Origin of the sequence: Nostoc sp. UCD121 (genome assembly GCF_014222285.1) — a bacterium.
Lineage (GTDB): Bacteria > Cyanobacteriota > Cyanobacteriia > Cyanobacteriales > Nostocaceae > Nostoc.
On sequence record NZ_JACKZS010000002.1, the window covers coordinates 73849 to 94012 of the forward strand.

The following is a 20164-nucleotide window of genomic DNA, read 5'->3' on the forward strand; positions in this document are numbered from 1 at the left end:
GAGTGAATCCAATTTTAGATCCTCAATTAATGGCAGAACGCATAGAATCCCTAAAAGCTGGAATAGTTGGAGGTTTCTCTGTGGGTTTTGCTTTTGTACTTTTCAGTCTTTTAAATACTTTTGTACTAGCAAAGTATTTTCAGAACCTTGCAAGTCTGCACAGTGATATTAACTGGCACTTGTGGGTGAGTGGTGCGTTCGCAAAGCTTGCCGCCAGTTGCGGCATCGCAATTTTTAGTGGCTTACTATTTGGTGTCACTTACCGCTATATCATCCGCTCAGATAAAAATCCCCAACTCAAAGCTGGTGGGGTTCTGTCCTTTGGTTTGGTGCGGGGATTGGCTCAGATAGAGCTTGGGTTGAATTCAAGTATCACAATTTGGTCTTTTTTGGTAATAGCGGCAGAAAGTTTATTGTGGTTTGCGTTTGCTGCGATCGCTCTTGATCTTGCGATTAAACTCCGTTGGGTTAAACCTTTTTCATCCATCTAAATTTCCTTTCTCTAAGTATAGTAGCCCCATATAGATGTGAAATCCTACCAGGGGTTGTGGCGCAAATAGATAAAAAGCTGGAAGCATTGCGACTTTGTAGTATGCTTAATACAATAAACTTACAAGTATGGCTTGTGTAATATATTGTGTTAATTCCAGATGCAAGTATAAATTTTTGCTATTATTGGTTCTCCGTATTTGTTACTTAATATGCAAACTAAAATATCCCACTATTATCTGATAGTCGATTTGGAGGCTACGTGCTGTGACAAGAAGACTATTCCTCGTCACGAAATGGAAATCATTGAAATCGGTGCGGTGATGCTCAATCGAGCAACATGGGAAATTGATTCTGAGTTTCAGCAATTCATCCAACCTGTGAGACATCCACAATTGACAGACTTTTGTATCGAACTGACTAGTATTCGGCAGCAAAATATTGATGAAGCACCAAAATTCATTGAGGCAATTTCTCGATTTAAAGAATGGATTTATTCATTTCCCAATCATATTTTTTGTTCTTGGGGTAATTACGATAAAAAGCAATTTATTCAAGATTGCGCGTTTCATAATTTCCCTTATCCTTTTACTTCAGAACACATAAATATCAAAGAGGAATTTTCAGAATATCTTGCCGTATCTAAAAAATTTGGTATGGCACAAGCTCTCAATGAGCTAGGGATAGAATTGAAAGGTACACATCATCGTGGCATTGATGATGCTCACAATATTGCATCTATCTACAGACAGATTAAAAGCATCAAAATAAACTAAATAATGGAAAATTCGTAATATACCATTTTAAAGTTTTGCGGTAAATTACGAAGATTGTTGCTAGAAAATTATTTCTAGTCAAAAAGATTTTTAGAGGAACCTTTTTTGCTATTGGGTGAGTATTCAGAACAATTCATAGCTTCTCCGGTAAGAACAACAGAAGGATTGACTGCACATTTTAGATAATGATTATTTGAATAAAATCGACAGTTTTTACAGGGAAGTTTGTGTAAACCGTTAATAGAAATAACCATTTTATCATCTAAAAATGCCCGGATTTTTTGCAATATTAGAAAAAAAACTACCCAGCCAATTAGAAAGCCAACAGGAGATAAGGATACCGCTAGATCGGGTATGCTTAATTCATGCGTTTGTGCTTGTTCATTTCTTGCTTCACTCAAGTTTCCTTGATGTAAATTACTATTGGCTAATACAGTTTTTTGCAAAATTAGATCGTGATACATATTATTTACCTTTTCCTATATGTATTTACTAACTTGATTTTTGATAGTCGCCTAACTAGAAATTTAGAACCATAACAAACTTAAAAACTATCCATATTTGTTCATACTAGATATGTAGATATCAAAAGGCTTTGAACAATAAGGGTATTTATGGATTAGATTGTTTCATGTGTATTTTAATTAACTAACAATCACTACACAACTGTCAGTAGCACATATTTTAATGTTTACAATGGTTTAATTATAGGTTTAGCAAAATAAGACTTCGCCTATATCTGCCAAGAGTTTTGCTTGTTATTTTAAGTTATATACCCAAGGGAATAAATTAGAGAATAGATTTATAACTGGATATTTCTATGTTAAGATAAATCTAAAAATATTCTTAAAATTTTCTAGACATTAAAGCTGTGTCACTTCCCAGTTATTTTTTTATAAAAATCTTGAATCCAATGATGGTCGTATTAGAAATTTATTTATTAGATAATTTTCGCTGGCAATGGAAATTTTAGGGTGTGTTAAATAGCCACATACACTTGTAGTTATTAATTCTATCTATTATTTTGATAATTTTTTGCTCTATTTACCTGATAAAGTAATATATATATCTGGGTTAAGTGGGCTATCAAAGAATAGCCTCTCATCAGATTGCAAGCCAATAATATTGATTTTGAGGCTACAATTTATGATAAGATTTTTGCGAAAAAAAATAGTTTTTTTCTTTACAACAATTGTGCTGGCAATTCTGCTAATTTCTCATCAACCAGTACTAATAGCTGAGGCACAATCTTCTAAACCAACACCAACGTCTGCTAGGTCATTTCCCCCTGTAGCTTATCCTAATCGGGCACTAAGCGCTTTCCCTGCACAGCTGCCACCATTGCCTTATGGTTATGGGGCATTAGGAAAAGCTATTGATGCTGAAACGATGAAATTGCATCACGATGCACACCACGCTAGCTACGTCAAGAACTTAAATGATGCATTAAAGCAGTACCCAGATTTGCAAAAAAGAAGTGTTGAAGCTTTATTAGTGGATTTGAACAGCGTACCTGAAGATATTCGGACAAAAGTACGTAATAACGGTGGTGGTCATCTCAACCACACGATTTTTTGGCAACTGATGAGTCCCGACAGTGGTGGACAACCAACGGGAGCGATCGCTCAAGAAATTAACCAAACTTTTGGCAGTTTTGATGCCTTTAAAAAACAGTTTAATGCAGCAGGTGCCGCTCGCTTTGGTAGTGGTTGGGTTTGGCTAGTACGCAATCCTCAAAATCAACTCCAGATTGTTACTACAGCAAATCAGGATAACCCAATTATGGATGGTTTCTATCCGATTATGGGTAACGATCTATGGGAACACGCTTATTACCTTAAATATCGCAACCGTCGGGCTGAGTATTTGAATAATTGGTGGAATGTTGTGAATTGGCCGCAGATTAACAGGCGATCGCAACTTTCATCACAACAACCTCGTTAGCAATACCATCAAGGATATCAAGCCGCTTATAGAAATCTTATAAAGCTACCTCTAGAGGTAGCTTTATTCATAGCACTGCTACCCCTATACATTCTTTTTTACAGATGTCTAATTATGAATTACGGATTTTTAAAGACCGATGTTTAGAACGAACTATGTATAGTAGAACAATTAGCAATACAAGCGCTTTGATCATTGATGGCTCCACTACCTTCTTCACTTCCGTAGGGGGTTTAGGAGTAACATTACACGGAATCTCAATTATCTGTGTGTGATCGGAGCCACCACCACTAGGAGTCAGATCGCATTCGCCTTTGCTGTCGAAAGACAAAGGTGTAGGTGGAGGTGTAGGTATAGGTGTATTTTCTGGAGGAACAGATGATTGACCTGAAGAACTATCGCTATCCATCAATAGAATCATCGCTATAACAAGAGCTCCAATTCCTAGTGGCCAGAGTGGAAAGGAATCAGGACTATCTGCTACGAAGACTTCTCCCTCGGAGCCAGGGATATCAAAGGCTATTGTTTCTCCATCCAACGGTACTGGACTGTCACTAATCAACATATCTCCTGGGATACCTTCTCCCAAAAGCTGATTAAATTCTTCTGGAATCGCGTTGTTGGGTCGTCCGAGTTCCCCACCATCTTCGGAGTATGGGTAGGATAGTAGCTCAAAAACCCTCTTTTCGAGTCGGTTTGAATCTCCAGAATTCAAGGCATCTAAGCCTGTAGAGATTTTATTTATATAAAAATTCGTCATCTCTGGCGACAGACCTAAAGATTGAATTTGCTCCTTAATGTTAGAAATTTTTGAGGCTTCCTCAAACAGCAGTCGTCCGTATGAGAATTTCAAGTCTAGTAGTCCATCACGGAGGCTGACCGAGTTATTGCCTCCTGAATATGGAGACCAGTAGAACTGGTTTGTTACTAGTCCGAGTCCTTCTACGGGATTGCGACCAAAATGTTGTCCAAGAAGGTATTGAGAGCTATCCATGATTGCGGGGGATTCGTTTCTCCAAAAAGAGGCGAAAGGCACCGCAGGGAGATTGGGATTATTACCGTAAAACCTAGCGAAATTCTGGAAATTTTTCTCCCCACCGGCTGCTCGAATCAGGAGGTTTTGATAAGTACTCCCACCGTTTAATTCCACTAATCGTTGGATTACCGATCCAGTTTTATTGCAGGTCAGACCAAATCCCACCTCACATCCAGGAATGACTCGCATCTGCTTCAAATTCTGGTTATTGATTTGGTACTGGAGATACTCAGGCTCCAATCCTTGTTGGATACCATAGCGTCCAATATTGAGTTGTCCAAAAGCAGACTGACACGTAGTGATTCCTACTGCAAGAGATGAGAATGCGATCGTTGCAAAACGAACCGCTTTCGATATTGCAATTTTTTGAAAAATTGATTTAGGCAAGATGCACCTCCAGTAAACGACAGCAATTTGATTGGGCTGGGAATTCGGTATTGGTTTTTCTCCCCAATCTCCAGTCCCCAACCCTCAGTCATCAATCCCCACTCCCGAATTCAACTCTTAGGTAAATAAATGTTGATCGTGATTCCGGTACCTTTGAGATTTCCTGATGAGAGTGTGTGATATAAGACCATTCCCCGATTTGGTTGATCGAAAAGAAACGCACGACGTGTAGGTTTGATCTTCCCTTGCTTTACTAAGGAAACGAAGGCTTCTAAATATCTACGTATACCTTTGCGGTTCTCTTGAGTCGTATTCAGATGATGCTCGATCAGCATCATAAAGAAGTTCAAGCTACGATTTTCTTGCCCCTGAATCAGACTACCTTCATCTAGAAAGGAACTTGCTATGAGCCTGTTATCAACTCGTTTAACCTTAAACAGAGTAAAGTAACGCCCTTCTTTTTTCGGATCGTTCGCATAACAGACCCAAGAACCCTCTTTATTTTGGGTAAAACCTTGTTCAGCAAGGTAAGAAAGCAAAGAATTATTGGTTTTAGTCTGTGGTGGAGGTAATAAATCTTCAATGGGATCTAAAGAGCAAATCCTCTGTGTTGTTTTCCGTTGAGACACAGCAGCAGCCTCTTGGATACGGAGGCGTAGGGGCTTGTCAGCAGACATTGCCATGCTAGACATTGCAGCCAATACAGACGCTTGGAGAGCGATCGCTCCAATCAAACGAACAATGATATTCATGTTTTACCTGTTACTTTTACTTACGTTGTCAATAATCAAGTCGTTACTAAATCAGGATTGATTTAGCAGTCCTAAACCATTTGTTAAATTTAAGTGTTTGCCTCATTTGATCGAGGTCGCTTAAGTTTTCACTAGTCAAATAGGAATTGTATATATAGGTAACTAAGCATAAAGATAATCAGTATCTAAAGAAAAGACACAATCTTAATGTTTTATTGGCAACAAAAAACTTGCTTTCTGTTACTTTTACGTATACAAAAAACCTTTGACATTGCGTCAACACTTTTATATTTACTGTTGTCTAAATTTTTGCCGATGCTAAGAGGTTTTTATGCCTTCTTCGCTGGCTATCACGATTCCTAAAAAAGGGCTTTTTTAGCTCTTTAGTATGTTATATAAGCAGAGTTTCAAAAGCTCTGTGCCTTGCACATTGATGCTTTTGGTGATTTCCTTGCTGGGTTGAATAACTTTTTGTTTTTTGGAGGTAGCACGCCTGACTAGCTGTTTCAGCATGGTCGTAAATTGATGTATAAATAATATCTCCTGACAGTAAAATAATATTACCATGAGCTTGAGACATGCAACTGTATTGTGGACAGTTATCAAAGTTGTACACAGGGAATCGTAACTACCTCTCTATAAAATTTCATGGCAAATAGCTGAGAATCAAAGTTCATTTACTTATATATCGTTAGTATTTTTAAAATATAGTACTCTTGTTCTTAGACTATTCATTTTTTTTGTCTTAAATGTAACTTGCATTTAAAAGACATACGTATATAAAGATATTCTTATTGCTGGAGCAGCTTGATTATCTGAACTTTAAGCTAGAAGCGATGCCTGCGGCTGTAAACTACGCATCATATCAAGTCTGGGTAATTAATTCTGACTCCCACAGCAATTGCACCCCTCACCAGTACATCAAGAGGATAGAAAAAACGTATCTTTGGCTACAATTAAGGTATTAACTTGGTATTTTTACAAGCCTTGACAGTATGAATGTGGAATTTTTTAACAGGATTCCTTTTATACCTTTAGTATTACTATGGCTAGCTTACACTCTCCTGGGATGGTATCTTGCTGCTAATCATATTGTTTGGTTAGTAGGAGCTTTTGTGGCTGCTATGGTTATAGTTATTGTGCGAAAGAGTACTTCTTGGTTAGAGCGTTTAGTTGAATTTGGATCTCAAACTTTAGCTGTCATATTATTTTTAAGTATATCAATTGCTTTTGTAGCAACTTGGTCGCTATTATTAAGGCTTTTTCTCATACCTTTAGCAACTACGATTTTAGCTGATTTGGAAATGCGCTTTTCTGGCTTTAATAAACTAGATTCATTCTGGATTTTAACAGTTATAGCAGTATTAGGTTTGGTTGTGGGTGAATTAATCGATATTCTACTTTTTCCCAGTAGTAGATACTAAAAAATTAAGAGTAAAAAGAAATTTTTATGATTTATTACTCGCTAACCCCTACTAATCTCAAATTTTAGGTGATTGCTAGATCATCTAGCTGCTTATCCAAGCGATGCACGATTACCCTCTATTAGTCAATCATTCTCTAGATTAATTTGACATTCTCCCCACCTTGCTCTGAAAAGCATAATTGAAGCGATCGCTGAATGTGGCGAGATGGATATTACCGCTTGAAGAAATCTCACTGATGATTGTCATTTTTGAGTCACATTTGTTTTTAACCATAGAAACATAGGTAAAACAGTGCAAAAAAAGATGAAACAAAGCGGAAAGTCCCCACTCAACACTAGTAAGGAAGTGACGTGAGTAGACGTAAAGACTACAGTTTGCTTCAGCAGACAGCAACAACTGAAGTAGCAACACCCAAGCCATCACTGACATTACCAGATGCAGTGGCTCTGATTGTCGGTATTGTCATCGGGGCAGGGATTTTTGAAACCCCGGCTCTAGTGGCAAATCAAGCAGGTAGTAATATTGCTGTACTGCTTTTTTGGCTGATTGGCGGTGTAGTATCTCTGGTAGGAGCGCTGTGCTATGCAGAGTTGGCAACTGTCTATCCCGATGTTGGTGGTACTTACTATTATTTGAAACGTGCATTCGGGCGGGGAGTCGCCTTTTTATTTGCCTGGGCGCGGATGACAGTAATTCAAACTGGTTCCATTGCTCTGTTGGCATTTGTTTTTGGCGATTATGTTTCTCAGATATGGCGGCTAGGAGCGTTTTCGTCTTCTATTTATGCAGCGATCGCGATCGCACTTTTAACTGCTTTGAACATCATTGGTTTGCAGCAGGGGAAGTGGACGCAAAACTTGCTAAGTGCAGCGAAAGTTCTGGGTTTGTTGCTAGTAGTGATTCTTGGGCTTACCGCCATTCCTAATTCTGCCCCCCCTGTAGAATCTGCATCATCAGGAACCTGGGGATTAGCGATGGTGTTTGTGTTGTTGTCTTACGGCGGTTGGAATGAAGCGGCTTATATCTCCGCAGAAATTCAAGATGGACGACGCAATATAGTGCGATCGCTAATGTGGAGTATTGGGATCATCACAGCCATTTATTTGCTAATCAATCTGGCTTACCTACGGGGACTAGGATTAGCAAACATGGCCCAGTCGGAAGCAGTAGCCGCAGATTTAATGCGCTCTCTTTGGGGCGCACCGGGAGCCTTGTTTATTAGTGTATTGATTGCGATCGCTACTTTAGGAGCAACCAACGCCACAATCTTTACCGGAGCGCGTACCAACTACGCACTGGGACAGGATTTTTCGCTATTTGGTTTTATGGGACACTGGAAACAACGTCCAAGTAGTCCCACCTATGCCTTATTCTTGCAAGCAGCGATCGCTTTAGCACTGGTTTTTTTAGGCACGCTCACCCGCAAAGGCTTTCAAACAATGGTGGATTATACCGCCCCAATATTTTGGTTCTTCTTCTTGCTTTCTGGCATATCCCTGCTGGTATTGCGAATCCGTGAACCCCACATAGCACGACCATTCCGTGTGCCATTTTATCCTTTAACACCATTGCTCTTTTGTGCAGTCTGCGGTTACTTGCTTTATTCCAGTTTGGTTTATACAGGCGTGGGAGCAATTGCAGGTGTTTTAGTTGTCGCAGCAGGTATCCCCCTGTTGTTCTGGAATAACTATCGCCAAGGTAGAACTTAATACAATTTTGGATTTTGGGTCACACTTTGGTGTGCTTCTAGCGCAACTTGGATTTTCGATTGTGCAACCTAAACCTCATACGAGTTGTTTTACTAACTACAACTACTGAATCAAGGAAAAAACTTATGAACTTCAAAAAAATTCTGGTTTTACTGGTTACAGGCGTTAGTATCAGCAGTTTGGGAATTGCTGGGTGTACGCCAACACAGCAAGATTTGGAAGCTGGGGTACAACCTTCTACTTTAACGGGTCAGACCGAAACCGAAACACCATCTGCAACAACTCCTACAACTCAACCACAAGAACGTCCCGGCGATGTTCCTTATGTACCTACACCACAACCAGTAGTAGATGCAATGTTGCAAGTGGCAAAAGTGGGTAAGAATGATGTGCTTTATGACCTTGGTAGTGGTGACGGAAGAATTGTCAATACTGCTGCACAAAAGTTTGGTACGCGTGGTGTTGGTATAGATATCAATCCTGAACGCATTAAAGAAGCTAATGATAATGCTCAGAAAGCGGGAGTAACCGATCGCGTCAAGTTTGTCCAACAAGACTTGTTCACCACTGATTTTAGTGAAGCAACAGTAGTTACACTTTACCTACTGCCAGAGGTTAATGCTAAACTCCGTCCGAAGCTGTTGAAAGAACTCAAACCTGGGACTCGCATTGTCTCCCACGCCTTCGATATGGGCGATTGGAAACCACAGCAGACTCTAAATGTAGAGGGAAAAACTATTTATTACTGGGTAGTTCCGGAAGAAGTACCAGCCAATTTGCGATAGGAATTAACGAATTCGTAATTAAGAGGCATCAGATTCAAGTTGAGTTTTCATCTCTTGGATCTGTAGCCTGATTTTTGAGAATTGATTTTAGAAATTCACATTTTTTAAATTTAAATTACCTCTGTTGGGGGTTGACAAAATAACTTTATATATTTGAAAGAATAATTTAAAATTCAAAATTGTTTGACTAAGTTCAAATTCAAGCAAGGTCAGGAAATATGATAGGGTTAAAGGGAAAGAATGCTTTAATTACAGGTGCAACTTCAGGGATTGGTCAGGCGATCGCTATCAGACTCGCTCAAGAAGGGTGCAACATCGCCATAAATTACCGCAAAAGCCCAGAAGCGGCGGTAGACACAGAAGAAATGGCATTGCAAAAAGCCTGCGGAAATATCGAAAATTGTGGTGTGAAGTCGCTACTGCTTCAGGGTGATGTCTCCCAAGAATCAGACATTATCGAGATGGTCAACACCGTAGTAAAGGAATTTGGCAGTTTAGATATTCTAATTAACAATGCTGGCATTCAGATAGAAAGTCCATCCCACGAAGTTACGACAGCAGACTTTGACCGAGTAATTGCAGTTAATCTCCGGGGTGCTTATCTCTGCGCTCGTGAAACTATTAAACACCTCCTATCTCTAAATCGTTCGGGGGTGATTATTAATATTTCCAGCGTTCACGAAATTATTCCGCGACCGATGTATATCAGTTATTCCATTAGCAAAGGCGGTATGGAAAACCTGACCAAAACTTTAGCATTGGAATATGCAAGCCAAGGTATTCGTGTCAACGCCATTGCCCCCGGAGCAACAATTACACCAATAAATCAAGACTGGATAGATAACCCCGAAAAAAAAGCGATTGTGGAAAGTCACATCCCAATGGGACGTGCTGGCTCTTCAGAGGAGATGGCAGCCGCAGCAGCTTTTTTAGCTTCGGATGAAGCCGCCTACATTACTGGACAAACGCTATTTGTAGATGGCGGATTGACTCTGTATGCTGACTTCCGAGAATCTTGGTCAGCTTGAGGTTAGGCTGGCGCGCTTTCCACAATTAAGCCGATACATACCATTAGTGGAATTAAACGCCCATGACTAGTACGATCGATAAGAACAGTCAGATGGAAGCAGAAGCCTGGGAATTATTGGAAGAGTCGATAATTTATTACCAGGGAAAACCCATTGGTACTGTAGCCGCCCACGATCCAGAGGCAGATGCACTCAATTATGACCAGTGCTTTCTCCGTGATTTTGTCCCTTCTGCCTTAGTGTTTCTCATGTATGGGAAACCAGAGATTGTACGTAACTTCTTAGTAGAAACACTGAAATTACAAAGTCATGAAAAGCAGATAGACTGCTTTGAACCGGGAGCGGGATTAATGCCTGCAAGTTTCAAAGTACATTCTAATGGGAATGAGGAATTTTTGGTCGCTGATTTTGGTGAACTGGCGATCGCTCGTGTTCCCCCAATTGATTCTTGTATGTGGTGGATTCTCTTGCTACGAGCTTATGAAAAAGCTACAGGCGATTTGTCACTAGCGCGTCAGCCAGATTTTCAAGCCGGAATCAAACTAATTTTGGATCTTTGCTTGGTACATCGGTTTTCCATGTACCCAACAATGTTAGTTCCCGATGGCGCGTTTATGATTGACCGTCGTATGGGAGTCTACGAACATCCTCTAGAAATTCAGGTGTTATTTTATGCGTCCTTGAGGGCTGCTACTGAATTGCTTTTACCAGATGGGGATGGCGATAGCTACCTCGGCAAAGTCAATAGGCGACTGGGATCTTTGAAATATCATATCCGCAACTATTACTGGCTAGACCTGAAGCGATTGGGGGAAATCTATCGTTACAAAGATAACGAATTTGGTAAAGAAATTGTTAATAAATTCAACATAAACTCAGAATCAATCCCCAATTGGTTGACCGAGTGGTTGCCAGAAACGGGAGGATATTTAGCGGGAAATCTGGGGCCGGGACGGATTGATTTTCGCTTTTTTGCTCTGGGAAATCTGATGGCAATTTTAACTTCCTTAGCAAGCGAAAAAGAATCTCAAAGCATCATGAATTTATTCGCCCAACGTTGGCAAGACTTGATCGGCTATATGCCTGTTAAAATTTGCTTTCCCGCAATGGATGGTTTGGAGTGGAGAATTGTTACAGGATGTGACTCTAAAAACAGGGCTTGGTCTTATCACAACGGCGGTAACTGGCCCGTTTTGCTGTGGTTATTTACTGGTGCAGCACTAAAAGCAGGTCGAACAGAACTTGCTCAAGCAGCGATCGCTATTGCCGAAAGGCGTTTATTGAAGGATAAATTTCCTGAATACTACGATGGCAACAATGGCCGTTTAATTGGCAAAGAAGCCAGAATTTATCAAACTTGGAGCATTGCTGGATTGCTGGCTGCTAAAAAGTTTGTCGAAAATCCAGAGTATTTGGAATTAATCAGTTTTGCAGAGGGTCTTGAAGTCCCAGGCTGTAGCCTGTAGGCGTTTAGCGGTGTCATTATCAGGGTGTCTCTACTAACTATTTTCCCAGTCCCCTCTAGTCCCTAGACCTCTGATTTAATTATGAGAACGGAAAAGTAACCTCAAATTCCCAAATACTCGATAACTGATACACTATATTGTAAGAGGTATCTGAAGTGTCATACTTAGTAATATCATCAGATAGTCTTTGCATCCTTAACACGTTTTAACGTGTATAACACATGAAAACTACTTCAGATTTAATTTCAGAATTTGAACAACTATTCAGACAAAAATTACAACTAAATAATTGTAAACTCAGAAAAAAAAGACAAGAGAATAATTATGAAATTATTACTCCAGCTAAAGACATTTTTTTGATGTATTGGTCTGAATTCCCAGAAGTAAGCTTAATATACCAGGCTGTAGGTGTACGCACTCAGCAAACTAGTGTTTATGAACGTGCTATCCGCTTGCATATTAGTTCTTGTTTGAGTAGTATTCAGGAAAATCCTACCTCTGAAACACCATTATTGGTGAAATAACTAATACTTAGATAACCCACATAATATTTACTAAACTCTCGCCAGTTTTTGTAATATAACTGACGAGGGTTTTTCACCTAAAATCTGTTGATCGAGAAATAAAAATGCAATCTGAAAAAAATCAAGATCAGCTAGATTATAAAACCTTGTTAGCTAATGCAAAGCAAGCCTTAAAACTTGAATATCATAAATCAGCCGCTTTAGCGTCCCAACTGCAAACCATAAAAACTCAGTTAGAGCAAGTTCAGGCTGAAAACAAAACTCTCAGGGAAAGTGCTTACGAAGATGTAGTTAAGCACTTTGAGGCGCGGACTCAAGCAGCAGAAGCACTTGCATTAAAAACAGAAGTACGCCAAAGATTCCTTGAAGCTAATGGTTGCAAGGATGATGAGAGCTTTGATACTCTATGGAATAGCATTAAAAATAAGATTCAGATCCAAGACGGCGAAGTGAGAATCGTTGCTCCAAATGGTACTCCCAAATTCACCTTAACGGGCAGCATAATGACTTTGAGGGATTTTATTCAATCCCTCAAGAAAGATCCAATCTCGGAAAAATTTTTCTTGAGCTAGAGAGCCAAATTAATCAAAGGCGATCGCTACAAGTAGACTAAAAATTGTAGCATAAAGCTATTCATCTTCGTCTCCTGGCGGTCTTTCGCTCTCGCTTTGTTGGGCGTTCCACTCCAAAATAATGCGTTCCAACATCTCAGACTGCGTACACTCATTAACATCGGCATACATTTTAATCAACTGCCTCACTTCGGGACTAATGTGACGGATCTCTAGTTGGTTATTTTGTAGCATGTCCATTAACTTTTAGTGTCTATTACATTATGTTGAACCATTAAACTATGTCTGTTGCAATAAATTTTGTTAATGGCGATCTCTCTTTGCCGCCTACTATGTATTTTAGAATCCTTTAACCAGGAGGGACTGCTTCTTCAAAGGGACGGATAATTGCAGGGGGTGGCGTAACTTCTGGTTTAAAAATTCCCTGTAAGGCTTGTTCTAAGGTTTGGGCCATGACAATCCGGTTTTCATAGGCCACAACCACCCGCACCAGAGTTGGTAGACTATTCTGTGTGGCTTCTAAATAGATTGGCTCAACATACAGCAACGATTCTTCAATGGGAATTACTAGTAGATTGCCCTGAATAGCTCTCGAACCTTGACGATTCCACAGAGATATTTGCTGAGAAATTACTGGGTCTTGGTTAATCCGCGCCTCAATTTGCTCTGTGCCGTAGATCAGCCTTTCTTTAGGAAAAGTATATAACAATAACTTACCGTAGTTTTCGCCATCCGATCGCGCCGCTAACCAAGCGATTAAATTAGTCCGTTGTCTGGGAGTGTAGGGTAGAAGCAGGATAAACTCTTCAAACTCTACAGTGGGTAGACTAGTAATCAAATAATACGGCTCTACCGGACGAGTTTCACTGCCATAAATTTCATTAGGAATCTGCCACTGGTCTTCCCGATTGTAAAATACCTGGGGATCGGTCATGTGGTAGGTCATCAACCGCTCAGATTGAATTTTGAAAAAGTCCACCGGATACCGAATATGACTGCGGAGATTAACTGGCATAGCACTGAGCGGTTTGAAGGTGTTGGGAAATATCCTCGACCAAGTGGCGATGATTGGATCGCTCTTATCTGCAATATAAAAATTGACACTGCCGTTGTAGGCATCAATCACGACCTTAACCGAGTTACGCATGTAGTTGATACCGTCGCTACCAGTGTCTGAATAAGGATAGCGATCGCTCGTTGTGTAGGCATCAATAATCCAGTAAAGATAACTGGGATTACTAGGGAAATCTTGATTAGCAGCAGCAGCTACTAAATAGGGATCGCTGTCAAATTTCAAAAAAGGTGCGATCGCTTGAATTCTTTGCTTGACATTTCGCCGAAATAGCACCCTTGTCTCTGGCAAAAAGTCCCGCGTCAGTACCATCTGCCAATCTTTCAAATATATGGCAAATAACCACCGTCGCCAGGCTGAACCGATTTCAATGCCACCAAGACCCTCGTAAGAGTTGTAAACATTATCACTACCACTAGGGTAATCTAACTCTCTAACTCTTGTGCCAGTCATTACGTAAGTATTGGCTATTTCACCGTAATAAATTCGGGGTTGACCAATGGGAATACTTTCCCGAATGGCTGGACTGGAAGTTGTGAGGGCGCTACTATTACCGCTAATATCTTTGACAAAATATTCTGGGAGACCACCCGCCCCAACTGTATTAACTGGGCTAACAGTAAACCCGAAACCGTGGGTATAAATTAAATGACGGTTAACCCATGTTTGAGCTTCTTGTGGTACGCCAGTGTAGTCTAATTCTCGTGCGGCAATCAGTACCTGTCGCCGTTCTGTTGCTTCATCCGCTTCCTGCTTAGGTTCTGGTGGGTTTTGGGGCGCTGATGGTCGGCGTGAAGTTACATCTGTTTTTAGAGTATACCGATCAATATCGGCATCGGGAAACCGATAATATGGCCGAATTTGTTGCAGCTGACGGTTAGTTTGTAACAGAGGTCGCTGATCCCAAAGGCGGATATTCCGAATTGTCAAGTCATTCTTTTGAATATCAGCTTCAGTCAGTGTTCCTTGAGGGTTGAAGCCTCTAGAATCGATCACTTCTAAATCGAATGCTTGGCGAGTCAAGGCGATAGTACGTTGAATGTAGGGTTGCTCTCGCTGCAACTCATTAGGTTGGACAATTAAATATTGCACTACCGTTGGTAAAACAATGTCAGCCGCTACAACTAATATTAAATAAATCCCTAATGCGTAAAATACCAAGGAACGATACTGAGATTTGGGTTTCCAGAAAAACGTTCGCCAAAGTAGGTAAAAGGCGATCGCTACTGCCACAACACATAAAAAGGTATAAGCTGGCAACTGGGCTGCCACATCTGTATAACTAGCCCCATAACTTACACCACGGCTAGAATACACAAGTTCATAGCGACTTTGCCAATAACTCAGAGCCACTACCAGCATTAATAAACCACCCATACCGGATAAATGACGCTGCTGCTGGGGCGAAAAACCAGGAAAAATACCCTGACTTAAACTATCAGCCGACAAAAGATAAGTAAGGGTAACGGCGACGAAACCATACAAACATAATCCCATCAGCCACAGTTCTAGCAGTTCCCAAAGTGGTAAAGAAAATATGTAAAAGCTGATATCTCGACCAAATAAAGGGTCAGTGCTGCTGAAAGAGGTGGGGTGGAAGTATTGCAGCACCTTTGGCCAGTGTTGGAATAGGATGAATGCAAAAATGGGGCTGAATATAACCGCGATCGCAGTTAGTAAAAATTGGGGATAGATTAAGATTGCGATCGCTACTCCCCCAATTAAACCGAGATACCAGACTTGAGAGGAAATCTGCTTCAAGAGTTGCCAGATTGTCTCTGGTCGAAATAGGGCAGGAATGGGTAGACTAGCCTGATTAACTGGAGAATGCCAGTAAGAAAGAGCAATTTGACCATAGTGAAGCAACATCACCCCGATCAATAAGCTCAATATCAGGGTTAGGGGTAATAACCCGCGCAATCTCAATTTTTTAAAGCGTTGCGGTGTAAGTATCCGGCTTTCATCGCGTCTTGAATCATGAGGGCTGAGGAAATTTGTTAATTCACTCGTGAGTTTTGCTTCTTCACGCCTAACTTCCTCAATCTTCAAAGACTGGGAATATTTTAGCCGTTGTGCTAAACCCAAATTTAGCAGTAGATAGACAGCAGTTATCCCAGCTACTGCTACCCACAAAACACCACGAGTCATCACCCTCAACAAAAATACTTGGAGGTAGCCGACTTCCTGAAACCAAAAAATCTCTGCTCCGACGCGGGAACCGAGATCCAACAGTAACCCCAGCCCCAAGAATAAAATTAATAGTCTAAAGCCCCATTTCCAGATCATTCCTTGGTAGCCAAACTATTTGCATCAACAAAGGTTTTTGATGCTTTTCCAAAAATTATTACTACTTTCCACGATAGCTGAATTCAGCGACACCTTAAAATTTATATCCGAAAGTCAAAGTTTAATTCACGCACTTTACAAAAGGATTGTGTTGTGTTTTAGGAAACGGGCGTAAATAATTGTCGTTGGGATAAGGCAATAAGCTAGGGGTAATTCATGTAGATGTAAAGGGATGAGCCATTCTGGTGAACGGAACGGGTTCTTCGGCATCAAGGAACTGGCATTAGCGTACCTCTGTGCATAGCGCTTACCGATTGCCCTAACGACAAATGTGATTTTAAAAATCATCCATATTTGGTATTTCCTATCAATGCGTAAGTATTATATTATTGTTAATTTTATGCAAATAAATTCTTTAAAAAGTATCGCCTAAGCACAACTTTTTTCAAATTATTTAAATTCTTCAATACCTGATGAGGTAAGGAAATTGGGGATATGTATAGGTTCTCAATGAGATTAACTAAGAACAGAGATAATACTGCATGACTTAAGATGAATATATACTCCCATTCAAATGGATTCCCAGTATGCTCTGTTGTGTGAATCCCGATTGCCAAAAACCCCTAAATCCTGATAAAAATAACTATTGCCATAGTTGTAGAGCAGAATTAATACCCCTCCTGGGAGGTCGCTATCGTCCCACTCAGGTGTTATCAGATGAGGGCGGATTTGGTAGAACTTATTTGGCAGAAGATGTACACAAGCTGAATGAATGCTGTGTTGTTAAGCAATTTGCCCCAAAACTTCAGGGAACTGGGCCGCTAACAAAGGCAATTGAACTATTTAAACAAGAAGCTAGCCGGCTACAAGAACTCGCCGAACATCCACAAATTCCAACTTTATTGGCTTATTTTGAGCAGAATGGCTATCTGTTTTTAGTACAGCAATTTATCGATGGGCAAAACTTGCTTAAGGAATGGGAAAGGCGTGGAAACTATAGTGAAACACAAATTCGCGAACTTTTGCTAGATTTACTGCCCGTACTGAAGTTTATCCATCTTCGGGGAGTGATTCATCGGGATATCAAACCACAAAATATTATTCGTCGTCAAAGTGACGGGCGATTAGTGCTAATTGATTTTGGAGCCTCTAAGCAGCTGACAGCAACAGTGCAGACTAAAATGGGTACTGTTATTGGCTCACACGGTTACACTGCACTTGAACAGATGCAAGATGGTAAAGCTTACCCAGCCAGCGATTTATTCAGTTTAGGGGCGACTTGTTTCCATCTATTGACTGGGGTTCGTCCATCTCAACTGTGGATACAACAAGGCTATAGTTGGGTTGGGTCTTGGCGACAATATGTAATCAGTCCAGGTAGGGATGGGGTTTCTGTGTCTATAGAGTTGGGTGAAGTTTTGGATAAGCTGTTGCAACTAGATATCCAAAAGCGTTACCAATCGGCTGATGAAGTCATCGCTGACTTGACACCTGGGCTATCATCATTTTCATCACTGCCCGTAACTCTACTTACACCAACATTTGCATCTACTCCAGCAAACAAAAGGCCAGTTTCACCAAAACTAAATAAGACATTAAAAAGTCAACTGCTCTTAATTTCTAGCATTTTGGTATTGGGATTAGGGGGAGTGTGGTATTTCCAGACTCGCCCCCATACAATGAGCGAATATTCTCCGTCTAATTCTCCGCCTAGTTCTTTGCCTATTTCTGCGCCCTCAAAAAGCGATTTTCTACCCAAAGCCTTCAAGGGGCATTCCAGCGATGTAAATTCTGTAGCTTTTAGTCCTGATGGCATAACCCTTGGTAGTGCCAGTGATGATAAGACAATCAAGCTATGGAATCTGACTAGTGGAGAGGAAATCCAAACTTTAGAAGGACATTCCAATTGGATTTGGACTGTAGCCTTCAGTCCTGATAGTAAAACCCTCGCCAGTGGTAGTGCAGACAAGACAATTAAACTTTGGAATGTGGAGACAGGAAAGTTAGTCCGTACCCTAGAGGGAAATACCGACGGAGTTACTTCTGTAGCTTTCAGTCCTGATGGCAAAACTCTTGCCAGTGGTACTGCTAGTAAGGATATAAAAATCAAACTGTGGAATCTGGAGACAGGAAAGTTAATCCGCACTTTAGAGGGACATACTGATGGTGTTCCATCTGTGGCTTTTAGTCCTGATGGCAAAACCCTGGCTAGTGGTAGCTGGGATAAGACAATTAAATTGTGGAATCTAAATACAGGAAAGGAAATCCGCACTTTAAAAGGAAATGCAGAGTCGATTCTTTCAGTCGCTTTTGCACCTGATGGTGTCACCCTTGCCAGTGGCAGTAAAGACAAAACAATTAAATTGTGGAATCTAAATACAGGAAAGGAAATCCGCACTTTAAAGGGACATAAAGATAAGGTTAATTCTGTTGCCTTTTTGCCCAGTGGAACTAAAAATGGACTTACCCTTGTCAGTGGTAGTAGTGACAAGACAATTAAACTGTGGAATCCTTTAACAGGTAAGGAAATTCGCACTTTAGATACAGGTTCTGGATATATTTATGCGATCGCCATCAGCCCCGATGGAGAAACTATTGCCGGTGGTGGGAGTGGTGAAAATCTCCTCAAGATTTGGCAGCCGATTCACTGAAAAATGCAATGATTTTTACAGCAATTGATAGATAGTGTAATACAAGTTTTAGTATAAATTTTAATTGTGGGTATACACATTTGCAGCATCAAATTACCACACACAAAAATGCAAAGTAAAATCTATAAAATCAACCCGCATTTATTTAGCCCACCACTGACCACAATTACTGTATTTTCTGCCTTCAATTATCAACATTTGTCCTAGCTGAAGAGGTAATTTATATTCTGTAATCAAGCTGGTTTTAATGCGATCGCTGGCTTCATTATTGCCTAATTTAATAGGCTCGGTAATATAATCTATACCAAAATGCTTATTTAATCGATTGCAAATACAACTTTAAGCTGATTTATATTTGCAGCTAAAGATTGATGCTGGCGTTGTCAAAACTTAATATGCTTTAACTATTAGTTGTAGCAATTCAATTGAGGAATGTGATCGTGAAACGCTTTAATGTCTCCAAAATTCTAGGAAGTACTGTTCTAGCTCTAAGTTTGGCTACCTTACCCACAGTTATGCCTGCTTCTGCCCAGACAACAACAGCCCCTGATGGTACTGTTACAAACACTACTACAGATACAAACACTACTACAGACCGCGCTGCTACCGATGGGAATTATCAAGATGGGGATTGGGGTTTGTTGGGCTTACTCGGTTTATTTGGTTTATTGGGTCGCAAGAACCGCAAAGCTGATGATAATGTAGCTTATCGTGATCCTAATGTGGTAGGTTCCCCTAGCTCCCGTTCTAACTATTAATAATAAGTTGCATTCTAATTTTGCGTAAGTCTTAAAAATTATTACGGGTAAAGCCTGCTGATGCAGGCTTTATTTGTATGTTTACATAACTCCAACCCTTGAGGAGCAAGGACGTATCAAGTTTCCTTGGTTCAATTGTTAATTAGGGATTTTTCAAACTATAAAATTGGCGAACAAAACAGCACCATGACACTTCTAATTTTAGCCATTTTCGTGCAAACTTAGTAAAGTTAGTTAGTAGTCATTAGTTGTAATTTAAATAAAAATGGAAGATTCAGTATTTATTATATTTCTTTCCTTTGGGTTTATTTGGGTTTTGATGGGAGTTGTAGGTTGGATTGCATTTCTCAAATCTGAGGGTGAAGAAATTAAGTTTGGTAAATGGGGGCTGATAGTTGCTATTCCAATCTTAATTCCAATAATTTTTACTTTGATTATTGGTGTTCTTTATCATAGGTAAAACAGTAATCATATCGTAATATTTAGGTCAACCGCAGGTAAG

Annotated in this window: 19 protein-coding genes; 13 read left to right on the forward strand and 6 right to left on the reverse strand. The window is 40.2% G+C overall.

What is annotated here, in order from left to right:
• Positions 1-29 precede the first annotated feature (29 nt).
• Entirely contained in the window at positions 30-491 is a 462-nt protein-coding gene (locus tag GNF10_RS00925; RefSeq protein ID WP_185587194.1) for a hypothetical protein, read from the forward strand.
• Between the two features lie 210 nt (positions 492-701).
• A complete protein-coding gene (locus GNF10_RS00930) occupies positions 702-1265 on the forward strand; it encodes a 3'-5' exonuclease (RefSeq protein WP_185587188.1) in 564 nt (187 codons plus the stop codon).
• A gap of 74 nt (positions 1266-1339) precedes the next feature.
• On the opposite strand, the gene GNF10_RS00935 is transcribed toward GNF10_RS00930, so the two are convergent.
• Entirely contained in the window at positions 1340-1729 is a 390-nt protein-coding gene (locus tag GNF10_RS00935) for a hypothetical protein (protein ID WP_185587190.1), read from the reverse strand.
• A gap of 682 nt (positions 1730-2411) precedes the next feature.
• Between GNF10_RS00935 and GNF10_RS00940 the strand changes: the two genes are divergently transcribed.
• Positions 2412-3209 carry a superoxide dismutase gene (locus tag GNF10_RS00940; protein WP_311774093.1) on the forward strand — a complete coding sequence of 266 codons (798 nt, stop codon included), beginning with the start codon at positions 2412-2414 and terminating at the stop codon, positions 3207-3209.
• A gap of 112 nt (positions 3210-3321) precedes the next feature.
• On the opposite strand, the gene GNF10_RS00945 is transcribed toward GNF10_RS00940, so the two are convergent.
• Together GNF10_RS00945 and GNF10_RS00950 are read right to left on the reverse strand one after the other, a co-directional pair.
• Entirely contained in the window at positions 3322-4632 is a 1311-nt protein-coding gene (locus GNF10_RS00945; RefSeq protein ID WP_185581923.1) for a hypothetical protein, read from the reverse strand.
• A 110-nt stretch (positions 4633-4742) separates the two neighbouring features.
• A complete protein-coding gene (locus tag GNF10_RS00950) occupies positions 4743-5384 on the reverse strand; it encodes a hypothetical protein (protein WP_185581922.1) in 642 nt (213 codons plus the stop codon).
• 995 nt (positions 5385-6379) lie between these two features.
• Here GNF10_RS00950 and GNF10_RS00955 point away from each other — a divergent pair.
• The 7 genes from GNF10_RS00955 (at position 6380) to GNF10_RS00985 (ending at position 12895) form a co-directional block, all read left to right on the forward strand.
• A complete protein-coding gene (locus tag GNF10_RS00955; protein ID WP_185586045.1) occupies positions 6380-6808 on the forward strand; it encodes a hypothetical protein in 429 nt (142 codons plus the stop codon).
• Positions 6809-7161: 353 nt separating this feature from the next.
• On the forward strand, positions 7162-8520 hold the full coding sequence (locus tag GNF10_RS00960) for an amino acid permease (protein ID WP_185586046.1): 1359 nt from the start codon (positions 7162-7164) through the stop codon (positions 8518-8520).
• 125 nt (positions 8521-8645) lie between these two features.
• Entirely contained in the window at positions 8646-9305 is a 660-nt protein-coding gene (locus tag GNF10_RS00965) for a class I SAM-dependent methyltransferase (protein ID WP_185586047.1), read from the forward strand.
• 218 nt (positions 9306-9523) lie between these two features.
• Entirely contained in the window at positions 9524-10333 is an 810-nt protein-coding gene (locus tag GNF10_RS00970) for a glucose 1-dehydrogenase (protein ID WP_185592468.1), read from the forward strand.
• Between the two features lie 62 nt (positions 10334-10395).
• The gene (locus GNF10_RS00975; protein WP_260446054.1) at positions 10396-11799 is read left to right on the forward strand and encodes a glycoside hydrolase 100 family protein; all 1404 of its coding nucleotides are present in this window, start codon (positions 10396-10398) and stop codon (positions 11797-11799) included.
• Positions 11800-12020: 221 nt separating this feature from the next.
• A complete protein-coding gene (locus GNF10_RS00980) occupies positions 12021-12323 on the forward strand; it encodes a hypothetical protein (protein WP_012408314.1) in 303 nt (100 codons plus the stop codon).
• Positions 12324-12427: 104 nt separating this feature from the next.
• The gene (locus tag GNF10_RS00985; protein ID WP_185581466.1) at positions 12428-12895 is read left to right on the forward strand and encodes a hypothetical protein; all 468 of its coding nucleotides are present in this window, start codon (positions 12428-12430) and stop codon (positions 12893-12895) included.
• A gap of 57 nt (positions 12896-12952) precedes the next feature.
• Here GNF10_RS00985 and GNF10_RS00990 read toward each other — a convergent pair whose 3' ends face one another.
• From GNF10_RS00990 to GNF10_RS01000, 3 genes are all read right to left on the reverse strand, one after another.
• The gene (locus GNF10_RS00990; protein ID WP_185581465.1) at positions 12953-13135 is read right to left on the reverse strand and encodes a hypothetical protein; all 183 of its coding nucleotides are present in this window, start codon (positions 13133-13135) and stop codon (positions 12953-12955) included.
• A gap of 109 nt (positions 13136-13244) precedes the next feature.
• The gene (locus GNF10_RS00995) at positions 13245-16253 is read right to left on the reverse strand and encodes a UPF0182 family protein (protein ID WP_185581464.1); all 3009 of its coding nucleotides are present in this window, start codon (positions 16251-16253) and stop codon (positions 13245-13247) included.
• 135 nt (positions 16254-16388) lie between these two features.
• Complete coding sequence (locus tag GNF10_RS01000; protein ID WP_185581463.1) at positions 16389-16601, reverse strand: hypothetical protein; 213 nt, start codon at positions 16599-16601, stop codon at positions 16389-16391.
• A 239-nt stretch (positions 16602-16840) separates the two neighbouring features.
• On the opposite strand from GNF10_RS01000, the gene GNF10_RS01005 reads away from it, so the two are divergent.
• From GNF10_RS01005 to GNF10_RS01015, 3 genes are all read left to right on the forward strand, one after another.
• Positions 16841-18904, forward strand: coding sequence for a serine/threonine-protein kinase (locus GNF10_RS01005; protein ID WP_185581518.1), 2064 nt, complete (start codon positions 16841-16843; stop codon positions 18902-18904).
• A 440-nt stretch (positions 18905-19344) separates the two neighbouring features.
• The gene (locus GNF10_RS01010; RefSeq protein WP_185581519.1) at positions 19345-19662 is read left to right on the forward strand and encodes a WGxxGxxG family protein; all 318 of its coding nucleotides are present in this window, start codon (positions 19345-19347) and stop codon (positions 19660-19662) included.
• Between the two features lie 265 nt (positions 19663-19927).
• Positions 19928-20122 carry a hypothetical protein gene (locus GNF10_RS01015; RefSeq protein ID WP_163931519.1) on the forward strand — a complete coding sequence of 65 codons (195 nt, stop codon included), beginning with the start codon at positions 19928-19930 and terminating at the stop codon, positions 20120-20122.
• Positions 20123-20164 lie beyond the last annotated feature (42 nt).

Bases quoted from the DNA above. Each gene is read 5' to 3' on its own strand.
- GNF10_RS00925 (WP_185587194.1), top strand. From the start codon at position 30: ATGGCAGAACGCATAGAATCCCTAAAAGCTGGAATAGTTGGAGGTTTC.
- GNF10_RS00930 (WP_185587188.1), top strand. From the start codon at position 702: ATGCAAACTAAAATATCCCACTATTATCTGATAGTCGATTTGGAGGCT.
- GNF10_RS00935 (WP_185587190.1), bottom strand. From the start codon at position 1,729: ATGTATCACGATCTAATTTTGCAAAAAACTGTATTAGCCAATAGTAAT.
- GNF10_RS00940 (WP_311774093.1), top strand. From the start codon at position 2,412: ATGATAAGATTTTTGCGAAAAAAAATAGTTTTTTTCTTTACAACAATT.
- GNF10_RS00950 (WP_185581922.1), bottom strand. From the start codon at position 5,384: ATGAATATCATTGTTCGTTTGATTGGAGCGATCGCTCTCCAAGCGTCT.
- GNF10_RS00955 (WP_185586045.1), top strand. From the start codon at position 6,380: ATGAATGTGGAATTTTTTAACAGGATTCCTTTTATACCTTTAGTATTA.
- GNF10_RS00965 (WP_185586047.1), top strand. From the start codon at position 8,646: ATGAACTTCAAAAAAATTCTGGTTTTACTGGTTACAGGCGTTAGTATC.
- GNF10_RS00970 (WP_185592468.1), top strand. From the start codon at position 9,524: ATGATAGGGTTAAAGGGAAAGAATGCTTTAATTACAGGTGCAACTTCA.
- GNF10_RS00975 (WP_260446054.1), top strand. From the start codon at position 10,396: ATGACTAGTACGATCGATAAGAACAGTCAGATGGAAGCAGAAGCCTGG.
- GNF10_RS00980 (WP_012408314.1), top strand. From the start codon at position 12,021: ATGAAAACTACTTCAGATTTAATTTCAGAATTTGAACAACTATTCAGA.
- GNF10_RS00985 (WP_185581466.1), top strand. From the start codon at position 12,428: ATGCAATCTGAAAAAAATCAAGATCAGCTAGATTATAAAACCTTGTTA.
- GNF10_RS00990 (WP_185581465.1), bottom strand. From the start codon at position 13,135: ATGGACATGCTACAAAATAACCAACTAGAGATCCGTCACATTAGTCCC.
- GNF10_RS00995 (WP_185581464.1), bottom strand. From the start codon at position 16,253: ATGATCTGGAAATGGGGCTTTAGACTATTAATTTTATTCTTGGGGCTG.
- GNF10_RS01000 (WP_185581463.1), bottom strand. From the start codon at position 16,601: ATGATTTTTAAAATCACATTTGTCGTTAGGGCAATCGGTAAGCGCTAT.
- GNF10_RS01005 (WP_185581518.1), top strand. From the start codon at position 16,841: ATGCTCTGTTGTGTGAATCCCGATTGCCAAAAACCCCTAAATCCTGAT.
- GNF10_RS01015 (WP_163931519.1), top strand. From the start codon at position 19,928: ATGGAAGATTCAGTATTTATTATATTTCTTTCCTTTGGGTTTATTTGG.